The sequence below is a fragment of the Levilinea saccharolytica genome (genome assembly GCF_001306035.1).
GTDB classification, from domain to species: domain Bacteria; phylum Chloroflexota; class Anaerolineae; order Anaerolineales; family Anaerolineaceae; genus Levilinea; species Levilinea saccharolytica.
Genome location: NZ_LGCM01000046.1, coordinates 62,896 through 74,325 on the forward strand (window position 1 = coordinate 62,896; position 11,430 = coordinate 74,325).

Genomic DNA, 11,430 nt, shown 5'->3' on the forward strand with positions numbered 1-11,430 from the left:
GGGGAGCATACCGAATGAACCTGTTTACGATTGCTCTCAAAGACCTCACCCGCTCCCTGCGCAGCCTGTTCGCCGTCGGCATGATGGTGGCGGCCCCCTTGATGATTGTAGGCCTGATCTACTTCGCCTTCGGCGGCATGTCCAGCGGAGAAACCGCCAAAATCGCGGATGTACGCGTGGCCGTGGTCAACCTGGATACCCCGCCCGCTGGTCAAGACGCCCTGGGCGGCCAACTGCTGTCTATGCTCCAGGATGAACGCATGCCCGATTGGCTGCTGGCCAGTCCCTACGACAGCGAAGCCGCCGCGCGCAGCGCCGTGCAGCGCCAGGAGATCGCCGCCGCGGTGATTGTGCCCGCCGATTTCACCGCCCAACTGATGAGCGCGGATGGGCACACCGAGCTGCGCCTGATCCACGATCCCACCCTCAGCATCAGCCCCACCATCCTGCGCTTGCTGCTCACCCAGTACGCCGACACCGTTTCGGCCATGCGCGTGGCCGTGAATGTGCTGCCGGAGCCCAGCCCCCAGGCGGTGCAGCCGCTGGTCAGTTCCTACAGCGCCTGGCTCACCGCTTTTCTGAACAACCTCAACCACAGCCCAGAGCCTTATCTTCAGGTGCTCAGCCCCGCCCAGCAGCAAGACAGCACCAGCGCCACCACCAACCCCATGGCGCGCGTTCTGGGCCTGATCTTTGCCAGCCAATTGGTGTTCTTCTCCTTTTATACGGGGGCTTACAGCGCCACCTCCTTCCTGACCGAACAGGAAGAGGGCACCTTGCAGCGCCTGTTCACCACCCCCATCCCGCGGGCGGTGATTTTGGGCGGCAAATTCCTCTCAGTGTTTGTGCTGTGCGTCCTGCAGGCCGCGGTACTGCTGACCGCCGGACGGCTGGCCTTTGGCCAGGGGCTGACCGTGGCAGCCGTGGTGGCGGCCCAGGTGGCAGCCGCGGGCGGCTTCGGCATCCTGCTGATCTCCTTCATCAAGAGTTCGCGCCAAAGCGGGCCGGTGCTGGGCGGCGGGCTGACCGTGATGGGCATGTTGGGCGGGTTATTCACCGCGGCGGTGCCCAACCCACCCGCCTTTATGAACCTGACCGGCCGCCTGGTGCCCCAGGGCTGGGCCTTCACCGCCTGGAAACAGGCGCTCAACGGCGCCTCCCTGATGGAAGCCCTGCCCGCCGTGGGCGTGCTCTTTGCCATGGGCGCGGTCTGCTTCGCCGTGGGCGCCTGGCTCTTTAACCGCCGCTTCTCTGCCCACACCCTTTAAACAGAGGATCTCATGCGTATCCTGTACCTTACCCTCAAAGATTTGTCGCAAATCCTGCGCGATAAAATGTCCATCCTCTTTCTGGTGTTCATGCCTGTGGTCTTCACCGTGGTCATGAGCATGGCCTACGGCTCCTCTTCCTCCGAAGCGGTGTTAAAGCTGGGTTGGGCCAACGCCGACCCCAACGGTGCGCTCAGCGCCCACCTGCGCACCTTGCTGGAAGCCGACGGCGGGGTAGAACTGGTGGAGCTAGACCCCGCCCAATTTGACTCGGCCTCCGAGCGCGTGCGCCGCGGCGAATGGGCCGGAGCGGTGCGCATTCCGGCGGAATTCAGCCAGCTGGCGCTTTCGGGCAGTCAGCCCAACCTGGAAGTGCTGGCCGATTCTGCCTCAGCCAGCGGACAGGCCGCCGCCCAGATCACCCGCACGGCTTTTGTGCGCGTGATGAGCGCGGCGCAGGCCGCCCTGCAAACCGGCGGGGCCGGCGACAGCCGCGAAGCCCTGCTCCAGCGCCTGCAGCGCGCCGTGGACGGCTGGCGCGATCCGGCGCTGTCGGTGGCGGTGGAAAAAGCCGCCCCCCCGGCCAAGTCAAGCTCCCTGGCCGATCATCCCTACGCCCAAAGCTCCCCCGGCATGATCGTGCAGTTCACCCTTTTTGGGCTGGTCTCCTCCGCCATGATCGTGGTGCTGGAACGGCGCGGCGGCACTTTGCAGCGCCTGATGACCACCTCCATGCCGCGCAGCGCCGTGTTAGCCGGGCACTTTTTGGCCATGTTTGTCACCATCCTCGCTCAGGAAATTTTACTGGTGCTGTTTGGGCAGTTAGCCCTGGGGTTGGACTACTTCTCGCAGCCGCTGGCCGTGGGGCTGATCCTGGTGGCGCTGGCCTTATGGGTGGCCAGTTTGGGTCTGCTCATCGGCGCGGCGGTGAAGGGTCAGGAACAAGTGATCCTGTGGGCGATGGTGGCCATGTTCGTCTTTTCGGCCGTGGGCGGCGCGTGGTTCCCCTTGGAAGGCGCCGGCCCCACCTTTGCCGCTGTGGGGCGGGTGCTGCCCAGCGCCTGGGCCATGACCGGCTTTCAGAATATCCTCCTGCGCGGTCTGGGAGCGCAGGCCGCCCTGCTGCCGGCGGCGGTGTTGGGCGGCTACGCGCTGCTGTTCTTTAGCCTGGCTGCCTGGCGTTTTCTGCGCAGTGAAGCCTGAGAGCGTGCTACAATCTTAACGACCAAATTCCATTGAGGAGGCCGTGCATGTCCCTTCCGTTGTACCAGGTGGATGCTTTCAGCCCCGTTCCGTTTCGGGGCAACCCTGCCGCTGTCTGTCTGCTGGATCATCCCCGCCCGGATGCGTGGATGGCGGCCCTGGCGGCTGAGATGAACCTGTCCGAAACCGCTTTTGTGCTGCCCGAAGGTGATGGGTACCGCCTGCGCTGGATGACCCCCAAGGTCGAAGTGCGCCTGTGCGGGCACGCCACGCTGGCCAGCGCCCACATTCTCTTTGAAACCGGCCAGGCCGGCCCCAACGACACCTTGCATTTCCACACCCTCAGCGGCGAACTGACCGCCCGCCAAGTGGACGGCTGGATTGAGCTGAACTTCCCCGTCAAAAGCGTGGCCGCCAGCGAAGCGCCCGCGGGCCTGATGGAAGCCCTGGGCGTGCAGCCGGTGTGGGTCGGCAAAAACGAACAGACCTATCTGGTGGAGGTGGAGGACGAGGAAACCGTGCGCAGCGCCCAACCCAACCACGCCGCCCTGGCCAGCCTGCCGCTGCGCTACGTGCTGCTCACCAGCCGCGGGCGTTCCGGCGGCGCCTATGACTGCGTTTCGCGCTATTTTGCCCCGGGGGCAGGCGTGGCCGAAGACCCCGTCACTGGCTCAGCCCACTGCTATGTGATTGACTACTGGGGCCAAAAGCTGGGCAAAGATCAGCTGCTGGCCTACCAGGCTTCAGCCCGCGGCGGCGAATTACGGCTGGTTCGCCAGGGGGAGCGCGTGCTCATCCGCGGTCAGGCTGTCACCATCTTCCGCGGGGAACTGCTGGCCGCCGACTGAGGCCGTCAGCGCTTCGCTCAACGCCCACAACTGTTCCGCCGTGTCTTTTTGGTACGAAAGTGCCGAAGACGACACGGCTTTTTTCTTGTCAAAATAGCGCCCGCTGACGCCTTCGACCTCCGGAGAAGAGGCCAAATAGATGGAGGTCTCCGCGCCCTGCTCCGGAGTAATGGCCGCAACCTGGAACAGGCGGAAGAGCGGGTCAAATAAACCGCCGTTGCTGCGGCCGAAACGCGTGGCCACAAAGCCCGGATGCAGCGCGTTCACCGTCACCCCGCTGCCCTCCAGGCGGCGCGCCAATTCATAAGTGAAGAGAACATTGGCCAGCTTGCTCTGGCTGTAGGCCCCCCAGCTGGAATAGCCGCGCGTCAGTTGAATATCCTGAAGGTTGATCCGCCCGCCCACATGCGCCGCCGAAGAAACGTTCACAATCCGCGCGGGTGCGCTGGCTTTGAGCATGTCCAGCAGCAGATGGGTGAGCAGGAAATAGTTCAGGTGGTTCAGCGCCAGGGTCATCTCAATCCCGTCCGCCGACACCTGGCGGCTGGTGAAGAGCGCCCCGGCGTTGTTGACCAGCACGTCCAGCCGCGGGTTAGCCGCGCGGTATTCCGCCGCCAGCCGGCGCACTTCGGCCTGGATGGACAGGTCACCCACCAGGGTCTGCACCGGATGGGGCGACTGCGCGCTGATTTCGGCCGCCGCCGCCTGGGTTTTGGTGGGGTTGCGCCCCACAATCGTCACCCGCGCGCCCATGCGTGCCAGCTCGCGGGCAGTCACCTTGCCGATACCGTCGGTGGCCCCCGTCACGAGAATATATTTGCCAGATAGATTGGTCATGCTGCCTCTCCTCATCGTTAAAGTAATCCCATTCTAGCGGGTGTGCGCGCCGCTGACCAGAGCGCAGCCCCGCAAGGTGATACAAACCTTACTTAAAGCAGCAGGCCGCCCGCTGCGGACGGCCTGCTGTTTCGGTTTTAGGGAAAGCTTAGTAGCTGAAATCCGTGATAATCACGTTGGTGATGCCCTCATCCTCGCCAGGGCCAATTTCCACTTGCAGCTCACGCTCGCCCTTGGTGAAGGTCAAAATGTACAGAGACTCATCGCTCAATTCATCGGTCAGTTCCCAACCCCCGTTGACCAGCTCGGTCTTGTAATACTCGGCCAGCACATCCGCCGAATCGGTGCTGTCAAACACGAAGTAACCTTCGTCGGTCTCGCGGTTGGTGGCGTTGTCGGGAATGGGAATTTCCGACATGCTGGTTTCCTGCTCCTGGCACAGCTCAGGGAAGGCCACCTCAACGCTCTGGTTGATGTCGGTCAGGTTATATTCCCAGTTCATCTTGCCCGTGCCCGGCTCGCCCGCAATTTCCATCTCGCCCTCGGCCTCGCCGCTGAAGCGGATCACCTGCTCGCCGTCCTGGGCCACCCAGATCTCAGCCGTAAATTTTTCCATCGAGCCGTAGTAGGTATCCAGGGCTTCCACGGCGTAGTGATTGGTGCTCACCCCGTTGACTTCCACACCCTCTTCCAACAGCTCACCCTGGGTGATGGTGGGGAACATTTCTTCCAGGGCAAAGACATAGGCAAAGTCCAGGTGATTCTCTTCGGTGAAGAACACCGTGCAGGGCGAATCGGTCTCAAAAGTGTCGAGCACATAGGTCTTATCGCCGAACACGTAAATTTCTTCCGTATCCAGACCGGTTTCCAATTCCACCTGCGCGCCGGTGCGCTTAATATGGTAGGTCAGGTCCGCATTGTTGGCTTCCTGCAGCAGGTCGAGGGTTTCGTTGAGGTCGTTGCCCAGTTCGTTCTTGCCCTCCGCCGACAGTTTAAAGGTCAGGCGGTAGCTGTCGAGCGTATCCAGGGTGCCGCCCATCGGTTCTGGGGGAGCTTCCTCGCCCTCTTCCGCGGGGGGCGCATCCTCCGCCGCGGGGGCAGCCGCCTCAGGGGTCGGTTCTGACGTGGAGGGTTTTCCAAACAGGCTGCAAGCAGACAGCAGCAGCGCAAAAATGCTCAAAAGGGTCACGATCTTCAAAACACGGGATGTTCGCATGGTGATTTCTCTCCTTATCCACTCAAGCAACCAGGGCGGCCCAGGGCAGCCGGATTTGCTCTGATTATATAACCACAAACGGCCGAAAAAGCCCGCCGTCCCACAAGTCTAATCCTGGTTTAATCCCCCCTAAATCCAGCGCAGCCATTCCGACACGGCGCGGTACAGCCAGGGCGCAGCCACATGGCGGCTCTTGCGCATCACCCAACCCAACACCAAACCCTGCACCAGGGTCAGCCCCAAGCGCAGGGGCAGTTCCGCCGGGAGAAGCAGCAGGCGCGGCAGTTGGAAGAGGGCAAACAGCACGGCCGCGGCCGCCCAGCCGTAGCGCGCCCCCAGCCAGCCTTCCAGGCGCAGTTGGATATACCCGCGAAAAATGGTCTCCTCCGCCAGACAGATCAGCAGCAAATACACCAGCGCCGAAACATCCTCGGTGGACAGGCCGTTCAGCAGGCGAAAAACGCTGCCGGTCAAAAAGATGGTCAAAAACACCAGGGCCGCCGCCACGCGGATGCCGCCCGCCAGAAAATCTTTGCCCCAGCCCGCGCTGCGCACCGGCTGACGGCGGGTGAGCAGCGCCGCCGCGAAGGGCAGCACCGCCGCCGCGGCCACAAACAAACGCTGGCCCAAATCCCCAGGGGCCGCCGAAGCCTGCCCGCCGGTCACCGTGCCGCCGAACACCAAGAACGCAAAGATCAAAATCAGAACAAACAGCGCCAGCGAGACGGTGGCCTCGCGGCGCGGGTATTTAAACACCAGGGGGCGCAGCTTGAGGCGCGCGCTCATCCCGGCGATCATCATCACCGCCAGCACGCCCAACCATTCGGCAATTTGCAGTAAAAGGGTGCGCTCCATGCCTTACACCCCTTCCACCGGCTGGGTGGGAGCGGTGTTGGATTCATCCTCCAGGTTCAACTCCACCTGCTCTTCCATGGTCACCTGCCCGCGCAGGAAGGCGCCCTCTTCGGTGGCAAAGGCCACCGTGGTCACATCCCCCCACACGCGGCCCGTGGAGCGAATTTCCAGCTTTTCGGACAAAATATTGCCGCGCACAGCCCCCGCCACGATGACGGTGTTGGCGCGCAGCGTCTCACAATTCACCCGGCCCGTCTCGCCAATCACCACCAGGCCGCGCACGGTGATTTCGCCTTCAAACGCGCCTTCAATGCGCACGCCGCCGCTGCCGCGCAGGTTGCCCTTCCAGTTGATGCCTGGCCCCAGCACAGAGGTCACACGTTCCACCGCCACGGGTTGCGTGGGGGGTTGAGGGGGGGAGGTTTTTCGAAACATAGGCTGCTGTTCTATCTCCTTCAGAGGGTTATTCCGCCGCGGGCCTGGGCGGCCAAATGGTGCCCGCGTACACCCGGCCTTGCGCCGGAACATCGGCCTTGACGGTGGCGCCGTTGCCCACGCGCGCCCCGCTGCCGATGGTGAGGTTCAAATTGACCGTGGCGCCCATGCCGATCTGCGCGTGATCTTCCACGCGCACCCCGCCCGCCAGCAGCGCCCCCGGCGAGAGGTTGACACAGCGCCCAATGTGACAATCATGCGACACCACCACGCCCGCGTTGATGACCGTGCCAAAACCCACGCGTGCTTCGCTGCTGATGTAGCTTTGCGCCAGCACCTGCACACCGCCTTCCAGCACCGCGCTGGGCTCCACACAGGCGCTGGGATGCACCAGGTTGGGACATTCCAGATGGGCCTGTTCCAGCAAATCGAACACATGCAGCCGCACGCGCACATTGCCGATGCCGCCTACGGCGTTAGCCGCCAGCCGCAAACCGCGGGCTGCCAAAGCGGGCAGCAGCGCTCCCCCGCCCAACACCGGCGCGCCGTTCACCCGGCTGCCCACCGGCAGACTGTCGTCCAGCACACCCACCACGGTGTACACCCCCCCGGCGCGCACCAGGTCAATCACCGTTTTGCCGTGGCCGCCGCCGCCAAACACCAGCAGCGCGGGCGGCTCAAACTGCAATTGCTCCCAGATGGGTGCATCCATCAGGGCTGCCCTCCGTCTAAATCTGCCGTCCAGCGAAAGCGCCAGGGCAGGCTGAGCCAGGGCTCAGGCGTTTTGCCCAGCCCCACCCGCGGCCCGGTGACCACCTGCGCCTCCGGGGCCGTCAGCGCGGGTTCAATCCACAATCCCGCCGCCGGACTGCACAGATCCGCGCCGTTCAGCGCGCCGTCCACGCCCAGGGCCTGGGTCAGCTTGGCGGGGCCGTCTGTCCAGCGCGCAAAAGGCTGTCCTTTGCGCCGTTCGGCCATCACCGCGCGCCCCTCGGCGGGCCAAACCGCGCGCAGCAGCACAGCCGCGGGGAAGCCCTCGGGGCCGGTGACGCAGTTCAGCATCCAGTGCATTCCATAGGTGAAATAGACATAGGCGCGCCCCGCAGGGCCGTACATCACCGCCGTGCGCGGAGTGCGTCCGCGGCGGGCATGGCAGGCCTGGTCTTCTTCGCCGCGGTAGGCCTCACATTCCACAATCCAGCCCGAAAGCCGCCGCCCCTCTTCCATGCGCACCAGGCGCGCGCCCAAAAGGCCGCGGGCCACGTCTAAAACCGGGCGGTCGTAAAAATCGCGAGGGAGCGGGCTGGCGGACATGCCTGTATTGTACATGAAAAGCGCCCCAAAATTGGAAACACCCCCCAATGGGCGTTTACGGAAAGAGCGGACGAGAAGGCATGAGTGTGCTGGCTGAAACGCGTCCGCGGCGTTCTTTTTGAGTCTGGATGCGTCCGTTGGCATGGGCACGCACCAAGGCCTCCACACAGCGCGCGTCCAGGCGCACATCAGCCTGCTGGCGCAGCTCAGCCAAGGCGTCTTTCAGCTTCATGGCCGTGCGGTAAGGGCGGTCGGAGGTGATGGCGTCAAACACATCCGCCACCGCCACAATCCGCCCCGCCAGGCAGACCTGCTCACCCTTCAGCCCGCGGGGATAGCCGCTGCCGTCCAGGCGTTCGTGGTGCTCCCACACCGCCCGCAGCGCCGGGCGCAGCTTGGGGATGTGGCCCAAAATGCGCATGCCCATCTCTGGATGGCGGCGAATCTGCGCGTCTTCCTGCAGGGTCAGCAGGCCGGGCTTGGTCAGGATCGCATCGGGCATGCCGATCTTGCCGATGTCGTGCAGCAGGCTGCCGATGCGCAGTTGGTGGATCTCTTCTGCGTTCAGGCTCATTTCGCGCCCAATTTCCACGGCGAATTCACTCACCCGTTGGGAATGGCCCACCGTGTAGGGGTCTTTGGCGTCAATCGCCGCCGCCAGGGCGCTGATGGCGTTCAGGAACAGCTCATTGGCTTCGTTGTAAATGCCAGCGATCTCCAAAATGGTCGCCGCCTGGTTGGCCAGGGCCTGCAGCAGGCGCGCATCTTCCTGGGTGAATTTGCTGCCGATCTTATTGATGGCTTCCAGGCCGCCGATGATGCGCTCGCGCACCCCGCCGCGTTTGCTGCCCAAATCCAGGGCGCGGGTCTTCAGCGGCACGGCCAGGATCGAACGCGTGGTCACGCCGCCCATGTGGTCGGCCTGGGCGTAATGGCGGTGATCCAGGCTGACATCGTCCACAATCACCGTCTGGCCCGATTTGACCACGTGGCCGATGATACCTTGACCAGAGGGGACGGTGATCTTGTTGTCCTTACCCTCCGGCATATTACTGCCCAAATACAGCTGGATATCGCCGTTCTTTTCCACCAGGAATAAGGAGCTGAATTCGGTGTTCAGCAGGTCATTGGCGTACGAAATGATCCTGCGTAAAATCGTATCGCGGTCCAGGGTGGAGCTGATCTGCTCGATGATATTCACCAGGGCTTCCATGCGCGCGGTTTGCTGCTTCACCGAGGCAATCAAATCCAGCTTTTCCAATTCGCTGCCCAAACGCTTCACCAGCAGGTCGCTGACCACCAGTTGGGGCTGTGCAGCGTCAAAAAGCGCCACCGCCCCGCGCTGGGGGTTGTTTTGCGCCAGCGGCAGCAGGCACACCAGCCGCGCGCCCAACCCAGGCAGGTGCAGGCAGCGCGGGCTGTCTGCGGTGATCTCGGCGCACAGGGCCTGCACCCCTTGCGGCGGCAGTTCCACCCCCTGCGAATAACTCACCAACATCTCACCCGGCTTGGCCCTGGGCTCCAGCAGCACAAAAGCCGCCGCCTGGTTGAAGTCCATCAGCAGGCTGGCCATGCCGCGCAGCAGCGTATCCCGATCGGTTGTGCTGGCAATCTGGTTGGCTTTTTGTAAAACCACCAATAAGTCCTGAGAGGGCAGCGCATCTGTGCTGCCCATCCAATTCCCAGGTTGGGTTGTGTGAGGTTCCACCTTATTTCCTTTGTAAACGCGAATCTTGTTCCAGGGTCAGCCGCAGACCCGTTTCCAGGGGGGTTTTGGGCTGGAAATTTAATACCTTCGCCGCCAGACCGAGATCCGCGCACATGCGCGAAGGGCCGTTGTCGCTGCGCGGGTTATACACTACCTCCGGCTGGCCGCCAGTCACCGTCATAGCCAAGCGCACCAGATCGCGCACCGAGGTTTCGACCCCAGAGCCCACATTGATGACGGCCTGATCCACAGCCTCGGCGGTGGCCGCCGCGCGCATCGCGTCCACCACGTCATCCACATAGATGTAATCGCGGGTCTGCAAGCCGGAGCCGTGCACCACCAGGGTGCCGTTGCTGCTGGCCTGACGCAGAAAGTTGGGAATGACGGGCGCATGCACAGGCGGCAGATGCTGCCCCGGGCCGTAGGCATTAAACACACGCAGGCACACCGACTCCATGCCCCACAGGGCGGCAATCGTGCGCACATAGTATTCGGCCGCCAGCTTGGAGACGGCATAGGGGGAACGCGGTGCGGGGGTCGCCGTCTCAGAGATGGGCTGGTCCAGGCGTTCGCCGTAAATGGCGCCGGAGGAGATGAAAATCACGCGGCGCACGCCCACATCGCGCATGGCCTCCATCAGCGTCACCGTGCCGCCCACATTCACCTGGTTGTATTCGCGCGGGTACAGCAGCGATTCGGGGACCAACACCCGCGCCGCCAGATGGTACACACAGTCCACGCCTTGCAGCAGGGTCCACAGTTTGGGGCGGTCGTTCACGTCGCCGCGGGTGAAATGCACCTCAGAAGACAGCGCCGCCGGGTCACCCGTGGACAAATCGTCTAGGCCGCGTACGGTGTGATTTTCGTTAACGAGCCGGTTGGCTAAAGCCGATCCCAAAAAACCGGCCGCGCCTGTAATCAAGAAATGCATAAGACGCTCAACTCAACAGATCCACTAAGAATGGGTGTTTCCCTAGGAATTGTTTTGATTATAGCATACCCTTTTCGGGTACGCACAACGCCAAAACCCGCGCCAGTTTGCCAGCCGTCCAGCCCAAAAGGGTGAGGCTCAGGGAGGACAAATGTCCCCGCACGCGTGAAGTTTGACCCGTTGACAGATGCACGCTTCGACGTTAACCTAAAGATACTTGTGAAATCTCACACATCCTACTCTACGGGTGTGTCATTCCCTCAAAAAGGAGCAAAACCCATGTCTAAAACCACTGAGAACTTAAAAGCCGCCTTCGCGGGCGAATCGCAGGCCAACCGCCGCTATCTGGCTTATGCCAAACAGGCCGAGGAAGAGGGTTACCCCCAGGTAGCTCGCCTGTTCCGCGCCGTGGCCGCCGCCGAAACCATCCACGCCCACAGCCACCTGCGCGTTCTGGGTGAAATCAAGAGCACCCTGGAAAACCTGCGCGAAGCCGCAGGGGGCGAGAATTACGAAGTGCATGATATGTACCCGCCCTTCATCGAGGATGCCAAAGCCGAAGACAACGCCAAAGCCGTGCGCAGCTTTACCCACGCGATGGAAGTGGAAAAAGGCCACGAGAAACTGTATTTGGCCGCGCTGGACACCCTGGGCAAAGAGGAAGAAGAGTACGATTACTACGTGTGCCCCATCTGCGGCCACACCCACCCGCGCAATGCCCCCGAAAAATGCCCCGTGTGCGGTGCGCCCGCCAGCCGTTTCGAGCGCATTCACTAATTCTCCCTGTTTTCTGCTGGTTCCGCCATCCCACAGTC

12 protein-coding genes are annotated in these 11,430 nt (G+C 62.9%); 4 read left to right on the plus strand and 8 right to left on the minus strand.

The genetic code is table 11. From position 1 onward, the window contains the following. The first annotated feature begins 14 nt into the window (after positions 1-14). The 3 genes from ADN01_RS13830 to ADN01_RS13840 are packed head-to-tail and all read left to right on the plus strand — an operon-like array spanning position 15 to position 3,319. Entirely contained in the window at positions 15-1,268 is a 1,254-nt protein-coding gene (locus ADN01_RS13830; protein WP_062417416.1) for an ABC transporter permease, read from the plus strand. Positions 1,269-1,280: 12 nt separating this feature from the next. Beyond that, positions 1,281-2,471: an ABC transporter permease gene (locus ADN01_RS13835; RefSeq protein ID WP_062417415.1), complete on the plus strand. Its 1,191-nt coding sequence runs from the start codon at positions 1,281-1,283 to the stop codon at positions 2,469-2,471. 47 nt (positions 2,472-2,518) lie between these two features. Next, a complete protein-coding gene (locus ADN01_RS13840; RefSeq protein ID WP_062417414.1) occupies positions 2,519-3,319 on the plus strand; it encodes a PhzF family phenazine biosynthesis protein in 801 nt (266 codons plus the stop codon). Here ADN01_RS13840 and ADN01_RS13845 read toward each other — a convergent pair. From ADN01_RS13845 to ADN01_RS13880, 8 genes are all read right to left on the minus strand, one after another. After that, a complete protein-coding gene (locus ADN01_RS13845) occupies positions 3,233-4,156 on the minus strand; it encodes an SDR family oxidoreductase (protein ID WP_075071209.1) in 924 nt (307 codons plus the stop codon). The genes ADN01_RS13840 and ADN01_RS13845 overlap by 87 nt on opposite strands. 148 nt (positions 4,157-4,304) lie before the next feature. Next, the gene (locus ADN01_RS13850; RefSeq protein ID WP_147238992.1) at positions 4,305-5,372 is read right to left on the minus strand and encodes a hypothetical protein; all 1,068 of its coding nucleotides are present in this window, start codon (positions 5,370-5,372) and stop codon (positions 4,305-4,307) included. Positions 5,373-5,501: 129 nt separating this feature from the next. Continuing rightward, positions 5,502-6,227 carry a CPBP family glutamic-type intramembrane protease gene (locus tag ADN01_RS13855; protein ID WP_062417412.1) on the minus strand — a complete coding sequence of 242 codons (726 nt, stop codon included), beginning with the start codon at positions 6,225-6,227 and terminating at the stop codon, positions 5,502-5,504. A 3-nt stretch (positions 6,228-6,230) separates the two neighbouring features. Beyond that, complete coding sequence (locus ADN01_RS13860; protein ID WP_062417411.1) at positions 6,231-6,662, minus strand: bactofilin family protein; 432 nt, start codon at positions 6,660-6,662, stop codon at positions 6,231-6,233. A 28-nt stretch (positions 6,663-6,690) separates the two neighbouring features. After that, positions 6,691-7,374 (minus strand): acetyltransferase, encoded by a 684-nt coding sequence (locus ADN01_RS13865; RefSeq protein ID WP_062417410.1) that lies wholly within the window; start codon positions 7,372-7,374, stop codon positions 6,691-6,693. Next, entirely contained in the window at positions 7,374-7,976 is a 603-nt protein-coding gene (locus ADN01_RS13870; RefSeq protein WP_062417431.1) for a DNA-3-methyladenine glycosylase, read from the minus strand. The genes ADN01_RS13865 and ADN01_RS13870 overlap by 1 nt, the downstream gene beginning before the upstream one ends. A 55-nt stretch (positions 7,977-8,031) precedes the next feature. Continuing rightward, positions 8,032-9,684: an HD domain-containing phosphohydrolase gene (locus ADN01_RS13875; protein ID WP_147238991.1), complete on the minus strand. Its 1,653-nt coding sequence runs from the start codon at positions 9,682-9,684 to the stop codon at positions 8,032-8,034. A 1-nt stretch (position 9,685) separates the two neighbouring features. Further along, positions 9,686-10,615 carry an NAD-dependent epimerase/dehydratase family protein gene (locus tag ADN01_RS13880; protein ID WP_062417408.1) on the minus strand — a complete coding sequence of 310 codons (930 nt, stop codon included), beginning with the start codon at positions 10,613-10,615 and terminating at the stop codon, positions 9,686-9,688. A 279-nt stretch (positions 10,616-10,894) separates the two neighbouring features. Between ADN01_RS13880 and ADN01_RS13885 the strand changes: the two genes are divergently transcribed. Then, positions 10,895-11,392 (plus strand): rubrerythrin family protein, encoded by a 498-nt coding sequence (locus tag ADN01_RS13885; protein WP_062417407.1) that lies wholly within the window; start codon positions 10,895-10,897, stop codon positions 11,390-11,392. Positions 11,393-11,430 lie beyond the last annotated feature (38 nt).

Excerpts from the sequence above, each read along its gene's own strand:
- ADN01_RS13855 (WP_062417412.1), bottom strand. The coding sequence starts at position 6,227 with ATGGAGCGCACCCTTTTACTGCAAATTGCCGAATGGTTGGGCGTGCTG.
- ADN01_RS13885 (WP_062417407.1), top strand. The coding sequence starts at position 10,895 with ATGTCTAAAACCACTGAGAACTTAAAAGCCGCCTTCGCGGGCGAATCG.
- ADN01_RS13870 (WP_062417431.1), bottom strand. The coding sequence starts at position 7,976 with ATGTCCGCCAGCCCGCTCCCTCGCGATTTTTACGACCGCCCGGTTTTA.
- ADN01_RS13840 (WP_062417414.1), top strand. The coding sequence starts at position 2,519 with ATGTCCCTTCCGTTGTACCAGGTGGATGCTTTCAGCCCCGTTCCGTTT.
- ADN01_RS13850 (WP_147238992.1), bottom strand. The coding sequence starts at position 5,372 with ATGCGAACATCCCGTGTTTTGAAGATCGTGACCCTTTTGAGCATTTTT.
- ADN01_RS13880 (WP_062417408.1), bottom strand. The coding sequence starts at position 10,615 with ATGCATTTCTTGATTACAGGCGCGGCCGGTTTTTTGGGATCGGCTTTA.
- ADN01_RS13845 (WP_075071209.1), bottom strand. The coding sequence starts at position 4,156 with ATGACCAATCTATCTGGCAAATATATTCTCGTGACGGGGGCCACCGAC.
- ADN01_RS13830 (WP_062417416.1), top strand. The coding sequence starts at position 15 with ATGAACCTGTTTACGATTGCTCTCAAAGACCTCACCCGCTCCCTGCGC.
- ADN01_RS13835 (WP_062417415.1), top strand. The coding sequence starts at position 1,281 with ATGCGTATCCTGTACCTTACCCTCAAAGATTTGTCGCAAATCCTGCGC.
- ADN01_RS13865 (WP_062417410.1), bottom strand. The coding sequence starts at position 7,374 with ATGGATGCACCCATCTGGGAGCAATTGCAGTTTGAGCCGCCCGCGCTG.
- ADN01_RS13860 (WP_062417411.1), bottom strand. The coding sequence starts at position 6,662 with ATGTTTCGAAAAACCTCCCCCCCTCAACCCCCCACGCAACCCGTGGCG.